This is a genomic window from Streptomyces sp. NPDC093149 (assembly GCF_044754145.1).
Classification (GTDB): domain Bacteria; phylum Actinomycetota; class Actinomycetes; order Streptomycetales; family Streptomycetaceae; genus Streptomyces.
Genome location: NZ_JBIVON010000001.1, coordinates 365,832 through 386,071, shown reverse-complemented (window position 1 = coordinate 386,071; position 20,240 = coordinate 365,832). Strand labels below are relative to the sequence as shown.

The window sequence follows — 20,240 nt, the reverse complement described above, 5'->3', positions numbered from 1 at the left end:
GTTCACCCTACGCCAGCCCCTGTCGGCGTCAGCTGCCGGACCGGCTGAGGGTGCCGTACGGGAGTCCCGCGCCCCTCTCCTCGGAGCGGAAGCGGAGGGTGCCGTCGGCGGCACGCGTGAAGTGGATGTCGGACTGGGTGGAGGTGCACAGGGCCGGGTCGCTCGGGCGGTCGGGGTCGGCGCGCTCCCTGAGCGTCAGTTCCTCGTCCGTTCCGGAGGAGAGCCGGGCGATGCTGTTGCAGCGCACGCTCAGTCCGAGGGCGGACACCTCCGTGGTCATGCGGACCACGTCCGTGCCCTTCTTCCCCGCGGTGAAGACGGCGGTGAGCGTGCCGTGCGGCTCCCCGGTGGTCTTCTCGGTGAGCGGCCCTTTCCAGGTGCCGGTGAACGCCTTCGGGACCTCGGTGACCTGGTCCGGGCCCGCCGTGCCCGCCGAGCCGTCCGAGTCCCCGGCGCCCGGTTCCGAGCCCGAGGGCTGCGAGTGTTCCGAGGAGGGCGTGGCGGCCGGGGAGCTGCCGACACCGCCGTGCTCGGCCGCGTCCCGGTCGCCGCCGCCCGGCATCAGATCGAAGAGGTACGCACTGCCCACGGTCACGGCGGCGAGCGCACCGGCCACGGCGAGGGCGACGGTGCAGCTCAGTCTCCGGCCCCGGTTCGCGTCGGGACGGGACGCCTCGGAGTCCGCGCCGACCGTGACGGAGAAACGGGGGTCCGCCATGCGTTGCCCCGGCCGCCCGGACGGCTGCGCCGCCCCGGCCGCGCCCGCGGCGGTCAGGGGCCACGGGTGCGGCCCGTTCGGCCGGGGCGGCCGGGTGGGTTCGTGCGAGGGGGACGGCTCGACCGGCGGGCCGAACCCACCACTCGCGCCGCCGCCGTCGGGCGCACCGATCACCCCCCACGAGGCACCGCTGAACGGCACCGGCCCCGACTGCACCGGCGCGTCCTGCGGCTCCAGGTCCAGCAGCGCGACCGCCGCCCGGCTGACCTCGCGCACCAGCGGGCCGGGCAGCCACCCCGCGGCCACCAGCGCGGCGGCCCCGCCCGGCGCCAGTTGCCGGGCCAGTTCCGTGGGGGTCGGGCGGTCCTCCGGGTACTTCGCCAGGCACCCGGCGACGATGTCCCTCAGCTCCCCCTCCAGTTCCCCCAGCTCCGGCTCCTCGTGCACCACCTTGTAGAGCAGTACGGCGGAGGAGTCGCCGAGGAAGGGCGCGGTACCGGTGGCCGCGTACGCGAGCACCGCGCCGAGCGAGAAGACATCGGCCGCGCCCGAGATGTCCACGCCCCGGATCTGCTCCGGCGCCATGTAGCCGGGCGAGCCGACCGACACCCCGGTGGAGGTGAGCGAGGCGGTGGCACCGATGGCGTGGGCGATCCCGAAGTCGATCAGCCGGGGACCGTCGAGGGCGAGCAGCACGTTGGAGGGCTTCACATCGCGGTGGATGAGGTCCTGGGCGTGCACCGCGGCCAGCGCCTCCCCGAGTCCGGCGCCCAGTGTCCGCACCGCGTGCTCGGGCAGCGGGCCGTGCTCGACGACCGCGACGGACAGCGGGGGCCCGGCCACATAGCCGGTGGCGACCCAGGGAATGGGGGCGTCCGGGTCGGCGTCCAGAACGGGCGCCGTCCACTGCGCACCGATCCGCCGCGCCGCGTCCACCTCCCGCCGGAACCGGGCCCGGAATTGCTCGTCGAGAGCGAAGTGGGGGTGCACGACCTTGACCGCGACGGTGCGTCCGCCCGCGCTGCGCCCCAGATAGACCCGGCCCATGCCGCCCGCACCGAGCCTGCCGAGCAATCGGTAGGAACCGATGGTCAGCGGTTCGCCGGCTTCCAGCGGCTGCATATGGACTCCCCCTGTGGACCGGCCGGACCTCCGACCGAAGCCTAGGGTGCGAAGGTCATCGGGTCCCAGAGGAAACCATCCGCCGATTTCACTCCCAAGGGAACGAACAACGGCTTTCGACACAACAAAAGGCGTGAATACGTCGTTCACCCGAGCGATTCCGGTTCAGGACCGGGACTCTCCTCGGACGCCGTCCGGGAATCGGCTATTCGACGCGTATTCACCCGAATCGATGGCACGCGAGGAGAAGCGGCCGGAGAAGGGCGGAGGAAGGACGGGAGAAGGCCGGGAAGAGATATCCGACCGAAGAGGTACAGGATTCATCCATATCCCGGCCCATTCCCGTCGAGCGCCTCCGGGCGCGGCGCGCACCGGGCGCACTCGGTGCGGCCCCGCGTCCCGCCCCCCGCATCCGCGGCGTCGGCCGCGCCCAGGCCTCCGGTCAGCCGCCGAGCAGTTCGACCTTCACGTCCGCCGGGAAGCCGGTCGTCGGGCCGACCCGGCGCGCGAACTCCCGCACCCCGGCCAGCTGGTCCGAACCGAAGCGGAAGTCCAGCGTCGTGAAGTAACGCTCCAGCACCTCCGCGTCGAAGGCCTCCCAGCGTGCCGCCTGCTCCGCGACCTTGGTGACCTCCTCCAGGGAGACGTCCCGCGAGGCCAGGAAGGCCTCGTGCGCCTTGTTCACGTGGTGGGGCTCGGCCGCCAGATAGTCCTTGCGGGTCGCCCAGACCGCGAAGACGAACGGCAGCCCGGTCCAGTCCTTCCACATCTGGCCCAGGTCGTGGACCTGGAGGCCGAGCCGGGGCGCGTCGTGCAGGTTGGCGCGCAGCGCGGCGTCACCGATGAGCACGGCGGCGTCCGCCTCCTGCATCATCACGCCGAGGTCCGGCGGGCAGGTGTAGTAGTCCGGGCTGACCCCGTACCGCTCGGCGAGCAGCAGCTGGGCCAGACGCACGGAGGTGCGCGAGGTCGAGCCGAGCGCCACCCGGGCCCGGTCCAGCTGGTCCAGCGGCACCTGCGACACGATCACGCACGACATGACGGGCCCGTCGCATCCCACCGCGATGTCCGGGAAGGCGACCAGGTCGTCGGCGTTGCGCAGGAACTCGACCAGGGTGACGGGGCCGATGTCCAGATCGCCCCTGATCAGCTGCTCGCTGAGCTTCTCCGGGGTGTCCTTCGAGAGCTCCATGTCGAGCAGGGTCCCGGTTCTCGCCAGTCCCCAGTACAGGGGAAGGCAGTTCAGGAACTGGATGTGACCGACGCGCGGCCGGCTGCGACGGGCGTCGCCCGCGACGGTTGAGACGGTTGAATTGTCCACATCGCGAGGCTAGACCCGTGGTGCCGTCCGGACGGCACCGGGTGCGCGAGGCGTCGTCCCGCCCCTCTCGCGGGGGCACCGATACCGCCCCGGAGCCGTATCGGAAGTCTTCATTCCGTATCCCTTGAGGACACCTCCACGACACCCCCCGGGAGACCCGCTTCGTCAGCTCATCGGCACGGCAATCAAACATCCGGGTGAAGTGATCTTTCCCTCTACCCTTCCGTACACGCTGCGTGCTAGGCTCGACGCAAGTTGCAGTTTGGTTTCCCTTGCAGTACAGAGCCTGCGGAGCATGTAACCCGCAGGCTTTTGTAGTTTTCAGACTTCTTTGCAGGTTCTGGAGCAGGGCAACCCTTTGGCCCAAGGAGGGCTTATGGCTACCGGAACCGTCAAGTGGTTCAACGCTGAAAAGGGCTTCGGCTTCATCGCCCAGGACGGCGGCGGCCCGGATGTCTTCGTTCACTACTCCGCGATCAACGCGTCCGGGTTCCGCTCCCTCGAGGAGAACCAGGTCGTGAACTTCGACGTCACTCAGGGACCCAAGGGTCCGCAGGCTGAGAACGTCACCCCGGCCTAGTTGCCCGGGTCGGCCGATCGCGGCCGGCTAGCAGTACCCAAGGAGCCCCGCTCCTCCGCCTCGGCGGGGAACGGGGCTCCTGCCTTTTCCACTCCCGCCTGTTCCACTCCCGTCTGTTCCACTCCCGTCTGTTCCACTTCCGCCCTTTCCGCTCCCACCCCTTCCGTTCCCGGCAGCACCGGGGCGCCGTGGAGCTTGACCTTGCCACCGTGTGAAGCCGTGCACTGGGAGACATCATGTTCACCATCGGAGACTTCGCCCGGTACGGACGGGTCTCGGCCCGGATGCTGCGCCACTACGACGCCATCGGACTCCTGCACCCGGACCGCACGGACCCCGCCACCGGCTACCGCTACTACGGGGCCGCCCAGCTCTCCCGCCTCAACCGCATCATCGCCCTGAAGGATCTCGGCTTCACGCTCCAGCAGGTGCAGGCCGTCCTCGACGAGCAGGTGGGGGCCGAGGAGTTGCGCGGCATGCTGCGACTGCGGCGGGCGGAGCTGGAGGAGGCCATGGCGGCAGCGGCCGCACGGCTGACACGGGTCGAGGCGAGGCTCCGGTCGATCGAGAGCGAGGGACGCATGCCCGAGGACGAGGTAGCGGTCAAGAGCATTGCCGCAGTACGGGTCGCCGAGTTGACCGGGACGGCGGCGGGCTTCGAACCGGAGCACATCACTCCGGTGATCGGCCCGCTGTACGACCGGCTCTTCCCGCTGCTGGGCACGGTGGGGGTCGGCCCGAGCGGCCCCGGGATCGCCTATTACGAGGACGCCCCGGAGGGCGGCGGCGCGATCGTCGTCCACGCGGGGGTGACGGTCTCCGCCCCGGTGGGCCCGCTCGGCGACACCGGAATCACGGTGGTCGAGCTGCCCCCGTTCGAGGCGGCGACCATCGTGCACCGGGGCTCGATGGACGGCGTACTGCCGACGGCCCAGACCCTGGCCCGTTGGATCGACGCCAACGGCTACAGGTCCACGGGATACGCCCGCGAGATCAACCTGGAGTGCCCCGACGACCGGGACACATGGGTGACGGAGCTCCAGGAGCCGGTCACCAGGGCCTGACCTCTCCGGAGGTACCGGGGCTCCACGCGGAACGTGACACCCGGGGTGCCGGGTGTCACGTTCCGCGCCCTCCCTACCGCCCGCCGGACCCCGCCCACAGCCCGTCGTCCGTCAGCCCCAGCAGGTCGATCGCGTTGCCGCGGACGATCCGGTCCACGACATCGGCGTCCAGATGTCCCATCTGCGCCTCGCCGACCTCGCGCGACTTGGGCCAGGTGGAGTCGGAGTGCGGATAGTCGGTCTCGTACAGGACGTTGCCGACGCCGATCGAGTCCAGGTTCCTGAGCCCGAAGGCGTCGTCGAAGAAGCAGCCGTAGACATGCTCGGCGAACAGCTCCGACGGCGGACGGTGGACCTTGTCGGCGACGCCGCCCCAGGCGCGGTTCTCCTCCCAGACCACGTCGGCGCGCTCCAGGATGTACGGAATCCAGCCGATCTGCCCCTCCGCGTACATGATCCGGAGGTTCGGGAACCGTTCGAACTTGCCGCTCATCAGCCAGTCGACCATCGAGAAGCAGCAGTTGGCGAAGGTGATGGTGGAGCCGACGGCGGGCGGGGCGTCGGCCGAGGTGGACGGCATCTTCGACGACGAGCCGATGTGCATCGCGATCACCGTCCCCGTCTCGTCACAGGCCTGCAGGAACGGATCCCACTCGTCCGTGTGAATCGACGGCAGGCCGAGATGCGGCGGTATCTCGGAGAACGCCACCGCGCGCACACCGCGCGCCGCGTTGCGCCGGACCTCCTCCGCGGCCAGCCGCGCGTCCCAGAGCGGGATCAGGGTGAGCGGGATGAGCCGGCCTCGCGCCTCGGGCCCGCACCACTCCTCCACCATCCAGTCGTTGTACGCCCGCACCCCGAGCAGCCCGAGTTCGCGGTCCTTCGCTTCGGTGAAGGTCTGCCCGCAGAAGCGGGGGAAGGTGGGGAAGCAGAGCGCGGACTGGACATGGTTGACGTCCATGTCCGCGAGCCGGTCGGGGACCGAGAACGAACCCGGGCGCATCTGCTCGTACGTGATGACCTCGAGCTTGATCTCGTCCCGGTCGTAGCCGACCGAGGTGTCGAGCCGGGTGAGCGGGCGGTGCAGGTCCTCGTACACCCACCAGTCGCCGATCGGCCCGTCATCGCCCTTCGCGCCCATCACAGGCGCGAACTTGCCGCCCATGAAGGTCATTTCCTTGAGCGGTGCGCGGACGATCCGCGGACCGCGGTCGAGGTACTTGGACGGGAGCCGGTCCCGCCAGACATGAGCGGGCTCCACCGTGTGGTCGTCCACCGAGATGATCTTCGGGAAGGTCTCCATGCTCACCACGGTAGCGCTGATCTGACGTACCGTCAGCTATCTGTACCGGCCCCCGTCCCGCAATCACTGTCGAGGGCTTGTGCAGAGAGTCACCCACTGCTGACGTGTCCGCCTATAACAAGGCAGACTGTTGAGCGCGATACCAGCGGTACGGAACAATCCGGATCCCCCGCCCCGGACCGGCACACGGGCGAGGAATCCGGAACGAACAGCACCGGCACGATCGGCAGGACCGGCGGGGCGAGCAGGACAGGGGGCATCAATGGACCGTGACGACCACGGGCCACGCGTGCGTGTTCCGGGGCAGCGGGCTCCGCAGCAGCAGTCGGCCGACGGCGCCGATCTGCGCTTTTCCGTGCTCGGCCCGGTACGGGCCTGGCGGGACGGAGAAGCGCTGCCGTCCGGTTCGCCTCAGCAGCGCGCTCTGTTGACCGCACTGCTCCTGCGCGACGGCCGCACGGCCACGGCCTCCGAACTCATCGACGCCATCTGGGGCGAGGAACCGCCCTCGCAGGCGCTCGCCGCCGTACGCACGTACGCCTCTCGGCTCCGTAAGGTCCTCGACCCGCAGACGCTGGTCAGCGCCGCCGGCGGCTATGCGATCCGGACCAGGAACGACGCCCTCGACCTGACCATCGCCCAGGAGTTGGTGGCCGAGGCGGAGAAGGCCCGCGCGGGCGGCGACCGCGCCCAGGCCCGCGGTCTCTTCAGCAAGGCGCTCGGCCTGTGGGACGGCGAGACCCTGGCCTCCGTGCCCGGCCCGTACGCCGAGAACCAGCGCACCCGGCTGGAGGAGTGGCGGCTCCAGCTCACCGAGACCCGGCTCGACCTGGACCTGGAGGTCGGCTGTCACGCGGAGGCGGTCTCCGAACTGACCGCGCTCACCGCCGCGCACCCGCTGCGCGAGCGGCTGCGCGAACTCCTCATGATCGCCCTGTACCGCAGCGGCCGACAGGCCGAGGCACTCGCCGTGTACGCCGACACCCGTCGGCTGCTGGCCGACGAGCTGGGTGTCGACCCGCGCCCCGAGCTCTCCCAGCTCCAGCAGCGCATCCTGCAGGCCGACGAGGAACTGGCCCGCCCGGCCGACGAGCCGGCACCTGCCCCGGCGCCGCTGCGTCCCGCCCAGCTTCCCGCCACCGTGCCGGACTTCACCGGCCGCGCCTCCTTCGTACGGGAACTGAGTGGCCGGCTGGCGACCGCCGAGGGTTCGGTCATGGCCGTCTCGGCACTGGCCGGCATCGGCGGCGTCGGCAAGACGACCCTCGCGGTGCACGTCGCCCACCAGGCGCGCCAGCACTTCCCGGACGGTCAGCTGTATGTGGACCTCCAGGGCGCCGGCGCGCGCGCCGCCGAACCGGAGACGGTGCTCGGCGCGTTCCTGCGCGCGCTGGGCACGGCCGACTCGGCGATCCCCGACTCCCTGGACGAACGCGCCGCCCTCTACCGCTCCACGCTCGACGGCCGCCGCATCCTGGTCCTCCTCGACAACGCCCATGACGCGGCCCAGATCCGCCCCCTCCTCCCCGGCACCGCGGGCTGCGCGGCCCTGGTCACGAGCCGCGTCCGGATGGTCGACCTGGCGGGCGCGCACCTGGTCGACCTGGACGTGATGTCCCCGGAGGAGGCGCTCCAGCTCTTCACCCGCATCGTGGGCGAGGAACGCATCAACTCCGAGCGCGAGGCCGCCCTCGACGTGGTCGCCGCCTGCGGCTTCCTCCCCCTGGCCATCCGCATCGCCGCCTCCCGCCTGGCCTCCCGCCGCACGTGGACGGTCTCCGTCCTGGCCGCCAAACTCGCCGACGAACGCCGTCGCCTGGACGAACTCCAGGCAGGCGACCTCGCGGTGAAGGCCACCTTCGAACTCGGCTACGGCCAGCTGGAGCCGGCCCAGGCGCGCGCGTTCCGCCTGCTGGGCCTGGCGGACGGCCCGGACATCTCCCTGGCCGCGGCGGCGGCCCTGCTCAACCTGGAAGCCCACGTGGCGGAAGACCTGCTGGAGGCCTTGGTCGACACCAGCCTCCTGGAGTCGGCTGCACCGGGCAGGTACCGGTACCACGACCTGGTGCGCCTCTACGCGCGTTCCTGCGCGGAACGGGACGAGCAGGATCCGGAGGAACGGGAGTTGGCGCTGTCGCGACTGCTGGACTTCTATCTGGCGACGGCGGCGGGGGTGTACGCGCTGGAGCGGCCGGGGGAGCGCGTGCTCGACCACTTCGAACCGACGCTGCGCCCGGGGCTGTCGTTCTCGACCCCTGCGGCGGCGCTGGACTGGCTCTTCAACGAGTCCAGCGGACTGCTCGCATGCGCCCGGCAGTCCGCGGCGCAGGGGATGCTCCGCAAAGCCGCCGATCTCCTCATGGCCGCCGTGGATCTGGGCGAATCGGGAGCCAGTTCGCACCAGTTCACCCAGGCGGCGACCGCGGTCTCCGAGGCGGCCCGGACTGCGGGTGACGTTCAGGCGGAGGGTCGCGCGCGCACCATGCTGACCCATGTGCACAGCATCTCGGGCCGGTTCACCGATGCGGAGAACGACGCCCGGCGGGCCTTGGAGTTGGGGCTGGCCGCCGGAGACCCGGTCTCATCCAGTCAGGCACCCAACCAACTCGGAATCATCGCCCTCTACGAGAACCGTCATACCGACGCAGAGGCCCATTTCACCCAGGCTCTGGCTGCCTTCCGGGCGGACAACAACAAGTCGGGCGAAGCCTCGGCGCTCTGCAACATGTCCAGGGTCCACCTGGCCACCGACCGGAAAATGAGCGCGGTGAGCCTGGCCCAGCAAGGCATCTCCCTCTACGAATCGGACGGCAGAGAACAGGCCCTCCGCCTGGCCAACGGCAAATACGCTCTCGGTCTGGCCTTCACCGGTGCGGGCCAGACGTCCCAGGCGCGGCAGGTACTCACCGAGGCCCTGGAGGTCTTTCGGGACAGCAGGCAGCGGTTCTGGCACGGCATGACACTGTTTCGACTGGCAGAGGCGGACCTGGCCGACCACGAACCCGCGCAGGCCGCCGCACAGGCGGAGCAGGCCCTCGCCGTACTGCACGGAATCGGCGGCGAGTGGAGACGTGCCAACATCCTCACCGTGCTCGGCCTCAGTCTCACCCCTCTCGGTCAGACCGATCGGGCGCAGGCCTGCTGGCGTGAGGCGCTCACGGTCTTCGAAGACCTGGGGGCGACCGAAGCCGACCATGTGCGCGCCCTGCTGCATCCGGTCACAGTGATCTGAGGTTCGTCCGCCGCGTTCATCATTCGTTTATCGCTCCCCGGCATTCTCTTACTCATCGATCCGTCGCGTCGGGGGGCAGACGGGTCTGTGTGTGGCCTCACCGCTAGGGTGAACGGCCCTGGAATGCCCGTCCGGCGATCCACGGGGGAACCGCCGGACGGGCACACCACCCACTATGTCCACACTTTCAGGAGTTGACCTTCATGGCCGACAACAACAGCATCCTCAAGCCGACCAACGCGCACGCATCCGGCGCGGACATCACCACGCAGGACGCCCACGCGTCGAGCGAACCTCTCAAGCCGACGGATGCGCACGCGTCCGGCGAGGAGATCACCACCCTGGACGCCCACGCGTCGGCACCGAAGCCCAACTAGGACCTTCACCTGCACGGGGAGCGGCCGCGGCGGCGCGGAGGGGGAGCCGTCGCGGCCGCTGTTTTCATTTCGACGCCTCTGCGGTGCTCACGCTTTCACTGCCTGGGGCTTCCGGTCCGGAGCCCCGGCTCGCCGTGAGCCGTCAGAACCCCGCCCGCCCTCGCAGCTCGCCCTTCAGCACCTTGCCGCTCGCGTTCCGGGGCAGCTCGCTCACGAACTCCACCGCCCTCGGAACCTTGTAGTTCGCCATCTCCCGCCTGGACCAGGCGATGAGGTCGTCGGCCGTCAGCGTCGCGCCCGGCCTGCGTACCGCGTACGCCTTGCCGACCTCGCCCAGGCGGGGGTCCGGGACGCCGATCACCGCCACGTCGGCCACGTCCGGGTGCAGGCCGAGGAGTTGTTCGATCTCCGCCGGGTACGCGTTGAAGCCGCCGACGATGAACATGTCCTTGATCCGGTCGGTGATCCGGAGGTTGCCGTTCTCGTCGAGGACGCCGATGTCCCCGGTGCGGAGCCAGCCGTCGGAGGTGATCGCGGTGGCCGTGGTCCCCGGGTCCTCGAAGTAGCCCCGCATCACGTTGAACCCGCGGACCAGCACCTCGCCGGGGGTGCCGGGGGCGGCCAGGACGCGGACCTCCGTGCCCGGGATCGCCCGGCCCGATGTCGAGGCGATCGTCTCCGCCGGGTCACCGCGTCGGCACATGGTGACGATGCCGCTCGCCTCGGAGAGGCCGTACGCGGTGAGGACCGTCGCGATGCCGAGCTCCGTGCGCAGGCGTTCCACCAGCCGCAGGGGCACCACCGCCGCGCCCGTCACGACCAGGCGGAGGGCGGAGAGGTCGTGGGCGCCCCGCGCCGGGTGGTCCAGGAGGGACTGGTGGAGGGTGGGCGGACCCGGCAGGACCGAGATGCGCTCGGCGGCGATGTTGGCCAGGACCGTGTCCACGTTGAACACCGGTTGCGGGACCATCGTGGCGCCCCGCATCAGGCACGCGATGATGCCCGCCTTGTAGCCGAAGGTGTGGAAGAACGGGTTCACGATCAGATAGCGGTCGCCCTCGCGCAGGTCAGCCAGTTCGCTCCAGATCGCGTAGCAGCGCAGGGTCTGGGCGTGGGTGATGACGGCACCCTTGGGCCGGCCCGTGGTGCCCGAGGTGTAGATGATGTCGCAGGGGGCGGAAGGAGCGATGGCGGCGGCTCGGGCGCGTACCGCCTCCGGCGACACCCCCTCCCCCGCTGCCAGGAAGTCCTTCCAGGTGACGTAGTCGTCGGGGGCGCTGTCCGCCAGCACCACCACCCGTTCCAGGTGCGGGAGCGGTACGTCGGCCCGGCGCAGGGACGCCACGTAGGACGTGCCGAGGAAGGTGCCCGTGACGAAGAGCAGCTTCGCCCGGCTGCGTTCCAGGATGTACGCCGCCTCCGTGCCCTTGAACCGGGTGTTGAGGGGGACGAGCACCGCTCCGGCCGTGACGGCGCCGAGTGCGGAGACGATCCAGTCCAGGGTGTTCGGGGCCCAGACCGCCACCCGGTCGCCCGGCTCGACCCCCGAGGCCATGCATGCGGCGGCGGCGCGTTCGACGCGGTGGCCGAGTTCGGCGTACGAGATCCGGGTGCGGCCCTCGACGACCGCCTCCCGGTCCCCGTACCGTCGCGCCGCCGCCCGTATCAGCTTCGGGATGCTGCCCCATTCCTCGTCGCCGCGCATCGTTCGCCCTCTCTGACGCAGTAGCTGACTATCCGTCAGATTAGCTGTAGCCTCAGCCGCTGTCAGCAGTGACGACGGCCTCGGAGGTGGCGGTGGCGGCGCTCAAGGACGTGACAGCGATAGCCGGCATAGGACAGACGGCCTTCGCGAAACAACTGCCCGAATCCGAGAAGACACTGGCCTGCCGGGCCATCGTCGCGGCGCTCGACGACGCGGGCATCGCCGCCTCGGAGGTGGATGCCTTCGCCTCGTACACGATGGAGGAGACCGACGAGGTCGAGATCGCCAAGGCCATCGGGGCGGGCGATGTGACCTTCTTCAGCAAGGTGGGGTTCGGGGGCGGCGGCTCGTGCGCGACGATCGCGCATCTCGCCGCCGCCGTGGCGACCGGGCAGGCGAGCGTCGGTGTCGCCTGGCGGTCGCGGAAGCGGGGGTCGGGGCCCCGGCCCTGGAAGAACACCGCCGTGCAACTGCCCACCCCCGCCCAGTGGACCCGTCCGTACGGACTGCTGCGGCCGGCCGACGAGATCGGGATGCTGGCCCGGCGATACATGCACGAGTACGGGGCGACCCGCGACCATCTCTTCAACGTCGCCCTCGCCTGCCGCAACCGCGCCAACCAGAACCCGGACGCGGTGATGTACGAGCGGCCACTGACCCGCGACATGTATATGACCTCGCGCTGGATCAGCGAGCCGCTCTGTCTGTTCGACAACTGTCTGGAGACGGACGGCGCGCTGGCCTGCGTCATCGTCTCGGCGGAGCGGGCCCGCGACTGCCGGCAGAAGCCCGTCTACATCCACTCCGTCGCCCAGGGGCTGCCCGCCCAGCACCACGGGATGGTCAACTACTGGAACGACGACCCGCTCACCGGACCGGCCTGGACGGCCGCCCGGCAGCTGTGGAAGCAGGCCGACTTCGGCCCGGACGACGTGGATGTCGCGCAGATCTATGACGCGTTCACCCCGCTCATTCCGCTCTCCCTGGAGGGCTACGGCTTCTGCGGGCGCGGCGAGGGCGCCGCGTTCACCGAGGGCGGGGCACTGGAGAGCGGCGGGCGGCTGCCCATCAACACCGGGGGCGGCGGGCTCAGCGAGGCGTACGTCCACGGCTTCAACCTCATCAACGAGGGTGTGAAACAGCTGCGCGGTATCTCCACCGCCCAGGTCCCGGGCGCCGGGACGTGCCTGGTCACCGCCGGCGAGGGTGTGCCCACCTCCGCCGTACTGCTGAGGAGTTGAGGAGCCGACATGGGTGCTGACACGGATGCTCTGCTGATGCCTGTCGTGGACGAGGACGGTGCCCCCTTCTGGGAGTACGCGGCCCGTGGCGAACTGCGCGTCCAGGCGTGCGCCGCCCCGGAGTGCGGAAGGCTCCGCTTCCCGCCCCGGCCGTGCTGCCCGCACTGCCAGTCCTTCGCGAGCGAGTGGCGGCCGATGAGCGGACGTGGTCGCGTCTGGTCGTACGTGCTGCCGCATCCCCCGCTGCTGCCCGCGTACGCCGCACAGGCCCCGTACAACGCCGTGGTGGTCGAACTGGCCGACGCCCCGGAGATCCGGTTGGTCGGGAACGTGGTGAGCGGTCCCGAAGCCCCGCTGGACTCGGTCGACCCGGCGCGGCTGCGGATCGGGGCACCGGTACGGGCCGTGTTCTGCCCGGACGCCTCCGGGGTGACCCTCGTGCGCTGGCTGCTGGAGCGGTGAGCGGCGATGGCCCTGCGGACGGAGACGGACAAGGAGACCGGGGTCGCGCTCGTCACCCTGGACCGGCCCGAGAAGCACAATGCGATCGACCTGGCGACGGCCGCCGAACTGAGCGCCGCCTGGCGGGCGTTCCGCTTCGACGACGGAGTGCGGGCCGTCGTCGTCACCGGGGCGGGCGGCCGGGCCTTCTGCACGGGGATCGACCGGGGCGTGGAGGTGCCGCAGCCCTCGTCCCCGTACGCGATCGACGATCCGCTGATCGCGATCGGGCCCAAGGCGAACGACCTGTGGAAGCCGGTGATCGCGGCCGTGGAGGGGATGGCCTGCGGCGGGGCGTTCTATCTGCTGGGCGAGGCGGAGTTCGTCATCGCGTCGAAGGAGGCGACGTTCTTCGATCCGCACACGACGTACGGCATGGTCAGCGCGTACGAGGCGATCTCCATGGCGCAGCGGATGCCGTTCGGGGAGGTGGCACGGATGTCCCTGATGGGCACGGCCGAACGGGTCACGGCCCAACGGGCGTACGAGACCGGGCTGGTCAGTGAGGTGACGGCGCCGGGCGGCGCGGTGGCGGCGGCACTGCGGGCGGCGGGAGTGATCGCCTCGTACCCGACGGAGGCGGTGCAGGGGACGGTACGGGCGGTGTGGTCCGCGAAGGAGGCGGCCAGGGCGCAGGCCATGGCCCACGCCCCGCACCTGATCGCGCTCGGGAACCTGCCGCCGGAGCGGCAGGCCGAGTTGTTCCGGGGGCGGGGCGGCAGCGGATTCCGGACCCGGTGAGACGGCGGGTCGGTGGTGCGGCGGGTCGGTGGTGCGGGCAGGCCGCAGGGCGGTGAGGCCCGCGGAGCCGGTGGGGTCAGTAGCTCAGCTGCGCCTCGACCCGGCACTTCTTCACCTGGGAGACCTTGCGCGGACTGTCCATCCGCACGGGGACGGTCCTGGTCTCGCCGCCGTCGACGGCGACCTTCGCCTCCCCGGTGTCCACGGTGTTGCCCCGCGCGTCGAGGAACGTCACATCGACTTCGTAGGTGTGTGAGCCGGCCGCGCTCGCCGTGAGCCTGACGGTGGAGGAGGTGACGGCCTTGCGTGTGCCCTTGCGGGGCTGGGCGCAGCGGAAAACGTACGCCCGGGGCTCGTCCGAGGCACTGACGCTCGGGGTCGGCGACTCGTAACCGGTGTCTCCGGAGGAGCCGCTCGACGAACCGTAGTCGTTGTTGTCGTCGTAGTCGCTGCGGTGGTAGCCGCCGTTGCTCTTCTCGGAGTTGGAGCAGCCGCCGCCGCTGCCGCTCGATCCCCTGCTCTTGCCGCTTCGGCCGCCGTGGCTGGAGGTCGAGAAGCCGGTGAGTGCGAGGACCACCACGACCAGTACCGCGGAAAGCCTTATGTGCTGCCGCATCATCGATGCAGCCCCCCTTGTGTTGTTGTCCGATTCTGCTGTTGTCGAACGACCGCGCGACACCGTAGCGCAAGGTGCGGGAGGCAGGGGCCAGGCGTAGCGTCGAGGCGGAGAGCGGTGCCGATACATGACACCGGTCCGCGCACACGCAGGAGGCCGACGATGGTCCGCAACGTCCTCGGCTCGGTCCTCGCTCTCGTAGGAGCGGCGGCCGCCGTGCTGAGCCCCTTCCGAGACTGGTACGACGGCCGCCTGGGGCGTCATTACCGGATCGACGAACTGTTCACCGGGATCACCGGCAGCCGGCCCGGACCGCTGGGCTCGATCCTGGTCGCCTTTCTCTTCGCCGCCCTGCTGACCGTGCTGGGGGTGGTGCTGCGGTCGCGGCTGCTGGTGGCGGCCGCGGGCGTGGTGGTGCTCGGGTTCACCGTGCTGTGGATGGTGCGCCAGGGGCAGTCGGTGGGCAGTCTGAGCGTCTCGGGCAACGGCTCCGGGCTGCAGTGGGGGGTGGCGGGAGCCCTGGGCGGCGGGGTGCTGCTGCTGTTGGGCGCGGCGTTGATGTCGGGGCGGCGCGGCGGTGGGCGCCGCGTCCCGCGCGAGGACGGTGTCCGGCCGTATTCCGCGCCCGGCTCGCAGGACCCGGACACCTGGCCGCCGACACAGGAGCCGGGACCCTCCGTGCAGACGAGTCCGCTGCCGGAACCGGAGCCGGAACCGTACACGGGGCCTCCTCCGGGAGCCCGCCGTCCGGGCCCACGGGCCCGGGAGACGTCCGCGCGCCCCGGGACCGGACCGGAGGACCAGGACACGGCCCCGCACCCCGTCGTACCGGACGAGGGCCCCGCCCCGGACCGGCCGCCGCGCCCCTGAGGCCCCGCGCCTCCGAGGCCCCGCGCTTCCGAGCCCCTGGGCTTCTGAGGCTCCGAGCCTCCGAGTGTCTGAGTCTCCGAGGAACGGGCCGCGAGTGGCGACCGGGCGCTACGTCCGGGCCCGGTTGCCCGTGCCCGTTCCCTTCAGCGCGTCCAGCGCGTACACGCAACGGTCCTTGCTGCACGCGTACACGACACCGCCCCGCGCCACCGGCGAACCCGTGATCTCGCCGCCCGTCGCCAGCTTCCAGCGGAGCTGGCCGCCCGCCGCGTCCAGGGTGTACAGGACGTGGTCGGCGGAGCCGAAGTGGACCCGGCCGTCGGCGACCACCGGGGCGCCCACCACCTCGCCGCCCGCCGCGAACCGCCACTTCGGGGTGCCGGTGACCGCGTCGAGCGTGTACAGCGCGCTGCCGCTGCCGACGTGGACGTTCCCGCCCGTCACCAGGACCGGCTCCGTCGACTGCCGGGCCTCCGTGGCGATGCGCCAGCGGTCCTTGCCCGTCGAGGCGTCGATCGCGTACACCGTGCCGAGGTAGTCGGCGAGGTACACGCCGCCGCCGGTGACCGCGGGCCCCGGTGCGAACGCGGGCGGCGAGAGGAAGACGGCGGGCGACTCGAAGTGCCAGCGGACATGGCCGGACACGGTGTCGACGGCCAGGACCCGGGCCCCCGCGCTGACGTACACGAAGCCGTCCTCCGCGGGGGTCACTCGGACCGGCACCCCGCCGCAGGAGGCCGCGTCGCCGATCGGGTACGACCAGCGCTCGATGCCGGAACGGGCGTCGACGGCGCGCAGCCGGGCGTCCTGCCAGAGGTAGACCGTGCCGTCGTGGACGACGGGCCCGGCCTCCGCCGTCTCGAAGTCGGTCTGTACGCCGCCGCTCTCCCACAACTTCTCGCCCGTGGACGCCTCCCACGCCTGGACGCCGCCGCCCCGGGTACCGGTGACGACGGTGCCTCGGTCCGCCTTGAGGGAGTACACCCAGGCATCGGTCTGCAGCCGCCACCGCTCGGCGCCGGTCGTCGCGTCCAGGGCGTACAGCGACGGCCCGTCGGAGGCGTGGATCCGGCCGTCCTCCACCGCCATCACCCAGGCCACGTCCCGGGTCTTGAACTGGCGGCGCCCGTTGCCCACGTCCAGGGCGTGCACCTCGAACGAGGTGACGTAGAGCAGGTCTCCGGCGACGACGGGCGTCCCCCAGACGTCGTTGGACATCCGGAAGCGCCAGGGCCGCCAGCGGTCCGGGGCCGCCGGCGCGACCTCGGGGGCGTGCGTGGGCGCGGGCAGCGGGGCGGGCGGGGCGGCGGGTGCCGCGCCGTGCGCCCCGGTGGGCGGGCGCACCCAGCCGGTCGCGGGGCCGGCGTCCGCGGTGGCCGTGGCGGTGGCCCGGACGTCCTGGGCGCGCGGGCCGGGGCCGATGGGCACCTTCGCGCCCGCCAGTCGTACCGGACCGCTCCCGTCGGGCAGCTGCGCCACCGCGGCGGCCGGGGAGCGCAGGTCGCCGCCGCTGCGCCAGGCGGTGTCCCGGTCGGCGCCCGGCGGCTGCGGGGGCGGCGGGACCGGGGCCGGGGCGACGGGAGCGGCGGGCTTGCGGACTCCGCCGCGGCGTTGCTCGATCATCGCGGTGGCGGAGGTCGGCAGCCAGGCCGAGGCCGTACCGCTGTCGTCGCCGCCGGAGGCGAACAGGTGCGGGGCGAGCTGGGCCTGCAGATCGGCCGGGGTGGGCCGCAGCCCGGCGTCCATCTGCATGCAGGACTCGATCAGCGGCCGGAGCTCGTCGGGCAGGCCCTCCACATCGGGGCCCTCGCGCAGCAGCATGAAGACGGTCTCGACGGGGTTGGCACCGTGGAACGGCGCATGCCCGGTGGCGGCGAAGACCAGCGTCGAGCCGAGCGAGAAGATGTCGCTGGCGCCGGTGACACTGCGGGAGTCCCGCGCCTGCTCGGGCGACATGTAGGCGGGCGTGCCGACGGCGACGTTCGTCATGGTCAGCCGGGTGTTGGAGACCCCGGACGCGATCCCGAAGTCGATCACCCGCGGGCCGTCCTCGACGACGAGCACGTTCGACGGCTTCATGTCGCGGTGGACGAGCCCCGCACCGTGGATCGACTGCAGCGCCTCGGCGATTCCGGCGGCCAGCCAGCGCACCGCCTGGACCGGCATGGGTCCGCACTCGGTCACTATCTCTTCGAGCGAGGGGGCGGGCACATAGGCGGTGGCCAGCCACGGCACCGCGGCCCGCGGGTCGGCGTCGACCACTGCGGCCGTGTAGAAGCCGCTGACGGCCCGAGCGGCCTCCACCTCACGTGTGAAGCGGACCCGGAACAGCTGGTCCTCGGCAAGTTCCGTGCGTACCGTCTTGATCGCCACCCGCCGGCCCGAAGCCGAGCGGGCGAGATAGACCAGCCCCATGCCACCGGCCCCGAGCCGTCCCAGCACCTCGAACGGGCCGATCCGTCTCGGGTCGTGCTGCGTCAGCTGCTCCACCACTTGCCCTGCCACCTCCCCGTACGGGCCTCAGGAACAGAAGCCCGCGAAAACCCGCCCTGTGCGGCGTCTCACCACTGGGCACCACCCGGCGGTGCGCACCCCGATTGTTCCTGGCTGAGGCCCTGGTTGCGAACCCGGGGGCGGACCTGGGTGTCACAGCTCACTCTGCCCTCTTCCCGGACACAGGGGGCTGAAGTACGGCGAACACGGCACCCTGATCGTCCTGGAGGATCGCCATCCGTCCGTACGGGATGTCGAAGGGCGGTGCCGAGATCCGGCCGCCGAGGCGTACGGCGTGTCCGGCGGTGGCATTGCAGTCCTCGACGGCGAAGTAGGTGAGGAAGTAGCTGGGCATCTCGGCCGGGAAGGCGTCGGTGATGACGCTGCGCCCGCCGACCGCGGTGTCCGGTCCCGGTTCCGTGCCCGCCGGGGACCACATGCGGAAGTCGACGTCGCGGCCGGACTCCGCCGCGCCGGGCCGGGGCTCGCCGGGCCCGGCCTCACCGGGCTCCTCCTCGCCCGGTTCTCCCCCGCCGGGCTCCTCCTCGCCGGGTTCTCCTCCGCCGGGCTCCTCCTCGCCGGATTCCTCCCCGCCGGATTCCTCCTCGCCCGAGGTGCCGAGGTCGGTGCCCTGGAAGCCGAAGACCTCCTCGTAGAAGGCGTCGACGCGGTCCTTCTGCCGGGTGTGGACCTCGGTCCAGCAGAAGGAGACCGGTTCGTTCTGCTTCTCGAAACCCTCGCGGTCACCGGCCTGCCAGAGCCCGAAGACCGCTCCGCCGGGGTCGGCCGCCTGGGCGACCGCTCCGGCCCGGCCGGCCCGCACGGGGTCGATGATCACCTGGCCGCCCGCCTCCCTGATGCGGGCGACGGACGCGACGATGTCGTCGGTGGCGAAGTAGATCCCCCAGGCGGTGGGCATCCGGCCGTCCTGCTTGGCGACGAGTGCGGCGACGAGCTTCCCGCCGCTGAAGGCGTCCGCGTACGGGCCGTCCCCGGCCCGGAAGGTCCAGCCGAACAGCTCACCGTAGAAACGCTTGCCCGCTTCGAGGTCGGGCAGCTGCACGTCCACCCAGCACGGCGCGGATTGCGCGAATGCGGCCATGGGCCCGGTCCCTCCGTCGCGGTCGTTCGCGGTCGTTCGCCGCCGGTTCGCGGTTTGTTCGCAGTTGTCCGCGGTCGTTCCCGGTCGCTCGCGATTCACCACGGTGACGCTCGTCACAGCAAACGTAACCGCGGGTGGCGCGCACCGCCCCCCGACCCGTCCACATCGAACACATTTCCGACAGAAGAGTTCCTTGCTCGCCGCGTCACGGAAAGTTATCCACCGAAGTTATCCACAGGCTGTTGATAAGACTTATCCCCTGTGGGGCGCATGCGTCGATATCCGGCCACTCCCCCCGGCGCGTCTGCGGCGCTCCCCATTTGCAGTCGGCCGAATCGCGCTCCGATCACCCCTCGGTAAGCTGACGGCATGACAGGACAAGTACGCACCGTCGACGGCCGCGTGGCCGGTCGACGCGGACAGGCGACGCGGCAGAAGCTGCTCGACTGCCTCAGCGAGATGCTCAGTTCCTCGCCGTACCGGGACGTCAAAGTTATCGACGTGGCCCGGAAGGCGGGGACTTCACCCGCGACCTTCTACCAATACTTCCCCGACGTCGAGGGCGCCGTCCTCGAAATCGCCGAAGAGATGGCCAAGGAGGGCGCCGGACTGACCGAACTGGTCGCAGGCCGCTCCTGGGTCGGCAAGGCCGGCTGGCAGACCGCCGAAGAACTCGTCGAGGGATTCCTCGACTTCTGGCGACATCACGACGCGATCCTGCGCGTGGTCGACCTCGGGGCGGCCGAGGGCGACAAGCGGTTCTACAAGATCCGCATGAAGATCCTGAACTCGGTCACCAACTCCCTTACGGACGCGGTGAAGGAGCTCCAGGCCAAGGGCAAGGTCGACAAGGACGTCAGCGCCGCCGCGATGTCGGGATCACTGGTCGCGATGCTGGCCGCGGTCGCCTCGCATCAGAAGGGCTTCACCACCTGGGGCGTGAAGCAGGCCGAACTCAAGCCGAATCTCGCACTGTTGGTTCATCTGGGCATCACCGGCAAGAAGCCGACGAAGTAACGCCGGCACCGGGACGCCACGCGTACCGGGCCACCTCCCGCACTGGGCACCGCGCGGCCGTTCCGGGCGCCCCAGGTCCTGTCTCACACACGGCGGACCACACGCATGGTCCGCCGTCTGTGCACCCGGACCGTTCCACGGATCGCCCCAACAGCCTTTTGCGCGAACTGTTTTCGCACCCCCCACCGGGCGGCTCCCGCGCACCGGGCGCCATGCGCACCGTTCCTCGCCCATCGC

At 71.1% G+C, this 20,240-nt stretch carries 16 protein-coding genes; 9 read left to right on the top strand and 7 right to left on the bottom strand.

The genetic code is table 11. The features are described 5' to 3' along the window. Nucleotides 1–28 precede the first annotated feature (28 nt). Both ACIQCZ_RS01905 and ACIQCZ_RS01900 read right to left on the bottom strand, forming a co-directional pair. Nucleotides 29–1,840 (bottom strand): serine/threonine-protein kinase, encoded by a 1,812-nt coding sequence (locus ACIQCZ_RS01905; protein ID WP_402278767.1) that lies wholly within the window; start codon nucleotides 1,838–1,840, stop codon nucleotides 29–31. Nucleotides 1,841–2,282: 442 nt separating this feature from the next. Further along, complete coding sequence (locus tag ACIQCZ_RS01900) at nucleotides 2,283–3,161, bottom strand: menaquinone biosynthetic enzyme MqnA/MqnD family protein (protein ID WP_402278765.1); 879 nt, start codon at nucleotides 3,159–3,161, stop codon at nucleotides 2,283–2,285. A gap of 376 nt (nucleotides 3,162–3,537) precedes the next feature. Here ACIQCZ_RS01900 and ACIQCZ_RS01895 point away from each other — a divergent pair, with 376 nt between their 5' ends. Further along, entirely contained in the window at nucleotides 3,538–3,741 is a 204-nt protein-coding gene (locus ACIQCZ_RS01895; RefSeq protein ID WP_003967102.1) for a cold-shock protein, read from the top strand. 236 nt (nucleotides 3,742–3,977) lie between these two features. Beyond that, the gene (locus ACIQCZ_RS01890) at nucleotides 3,978–4,805 is read left to right on the top strand and encodes a MerR family transcriptional regulator (RefSeq protein WP_402278762.1); all 828 of its coding nucleotides are present in this window, start codon (nucleotides 3,978–3,980) and stop codon (nucleotides 4,803–4,805) included. A gap of 73 nt (nucleotides 4,806–4,878) precedes the next feature. Here ACIQCZ_RS01890 and ACIQCZ_RS01885 read toward each other — a convergent pair whose 3' ends face one another. Further along, nucleotides 4,879–6,108, bottom strand: coding sequence for an amidohydrolase family protein (locus ACIQCZ_RS01885; RefSeq protein ID WP_402278760.1), 1,230 nt, complete (start codon nucleotides 6,106–6,108; stop codon nucleotides 4,879–4,881). A 262-nt stretch (nucleotides 6,109–6,370) separates the two neighbouring features. Here ACIQCZ_RS01885 and ACIQCZ_RS01880 point away from each other — a divergent pair, with 262 nt between their 5' ends. Continuing rightward, nucleotides 6,371–9,340, top strand: coding sequence for a BTAD domain-containing putative transcriptional regulator (locus tag ACIQCZ_RS01880; RefSeq protein WP_402278758.1), 2,970 nt, complete (start codon nucleotides 6,371–6,373; stop codon nucleotides 9,338–9,340). Nucleotides 9,341–9,543: 203 nt separating this feature from the next. After that, nucleotides 9,544–9,717, top strand: coding sequence for a hypothetical protein (locus ACIQCZ_RS01875; RefSeq protein WP_402278756.1), 174 nt, complete (start codon nucleotides 9,544–9,546; stop codon nucleotides 9,715–9,717). A 142-nt stretch (nucleotides 9,718–9,859) separates the two neighbouring features. Here ACIQCZ_RS01875 and ACIQCZ_RS01870 read toward each other — a convergent pair whose 3' ends face one another. After that, nucleotides 9,860–11,422 (bottom strand): FadD3 family acyl-CoA ligase, encoded by a 1,563-nt coding sequence (locus tag ACIQCZ_RS01870; protein WP_402278754.1) that lies wholly within the window; start codon nucleotides 11,420–11,422, stop codon nucleotides 9,860–9,862. A gap of 92 nt (nucleotides 11,423–11,514) precedes the next feature. Between ACIQCZ_RS01870 and ACIQCZ_RS01865 the strand changes: the two genes are divergently transcribed. From ACIQCZ_RS01865 to ACIQCZ_RS01855, 3 genes are read left to right on the top strand one after another with little or no spacing between them, the layout of a single operon-like run. Next, nucleotides 11,515–12,663 (top strand): lipid-transfer protein, encoded by a 1,149-nt coding sequence (locus tag ACIQCZ_RS01865; protein WP_402280177.1) that lies wholly within the window; start codon nucleotides 11,515–11,517, stop codon nucleotides 12,661–12,663. 9 nt (nucleotides 12,664–12,672) lie between these two features. After that, nucleotides 12,673–13,125, top strand: coding sequence for a Zn-ribbon domain-containing OB-fold protein (locus tag ACIQCZ_RS01860; protein ID WP_402278752.1), 453 nt, complete (start codon nucleotides 12,673–12,675; stop codon nucleotides 13,123–13,125). A gap of 6 nt (nucleotides 13,126–13,131) precedes the next feature. Beyond that, nucleotides 13,132–13,905 carry an enoyl-CoA hydratase/isomerase family protein gene (locus ACIQCZ_RS01855; RefSeq protein WP_402278750.1) on the top strand — a complete coding sequence of 258 codons (774 nt, stop codon included), beginning with the start codon at nucleotides 13,132–13,134 and terminating at the stop codon, nucleotides 13,903–13,905. A 76-nt stretch (nucleotides 13,906–13,981) separates the two neighbouring features. On the opposite strand, the gene ACIQCZ_RS01850 is transcribed toward ACIQCZ_RS01855, so the two are convergent. Next, nucleotides 13,982–14,524, bottom strand: coding sequence for a hypothetical protein (locus ACIQCZ_RS01850; protein ID WP_402278748.1), 543 nt, complete (start codon nucleotides 14,522–14,524; stop codon nucleotides 13,982–13,984). Nucleotides 14,525–14,683: 159 nt separating this feature from the next. Here ACIQCZ_RS01850 and ACIQCZ_RS01845 point away from each other — a divergent pair, with 159 nt between their 5' ends. Further along, nucleotides 14,684–15,391 (top strand): hypothetical protein, encoded by a 708-nt coding sequence (locus ACIQCZ_RS01845; protein WP_402278746.1) that lies wholly within the window; start codon nucleotides 14,684–14,686, stop codon nucleotides 15,389–15,391. Between the two features lie 108 nt (nucleotides 15,392–15,499). On the opposite strand, the gene ACIQCZ_RS01840 is transcribed toward ACIQCZ_RS01845, so the two are convergent. Then, nucleotides 15,500–17,884, bottom strand: a complete 2,385-nt coding sequence (locus ACIQCZ_RS01840; RefSeq protein WP_402278744.1) for a PQQ-binding-like beta-propeller repeat protein — start codon at nucleotides 17,882–17,884, stop codon at nucleotides 15,500–15,502. A 160-nt stretch (nucleotides 17,885–18,044) separates the two neighbouring features. Beyond that, on the bottom strand, nucleotides 18,045–18,986 hold the full coding sequence (locus ACIQCZ_RS01835) for a VOC family protein (protein WP_402278742.1): 942 nt from the start codon (nucleotides 18,984–18,986) through the stop codon (nucleotides 18,045–18,047). Nucleotides 18,987–19,355: 369 nt separating this feature from the next. On the opposite strand from ACIQCZ_RS01835, the gene ACIQCZ_RS01830 reads away from it, so the two are divergent. After that, on the top strand, nucleotides 19,356–20,003 hold the full coding sequence (locus ACIQCZ_RS01830; protein WP_376271933.1) for a TetR family transcriptional regulator: 648 nt from the start codon (nucleotides 19,356–19,358) through the stop codon (nucleotides 20,001–20,003). Nucleotides 20,004–20,240: the final 237 nt, after the last annotated feature.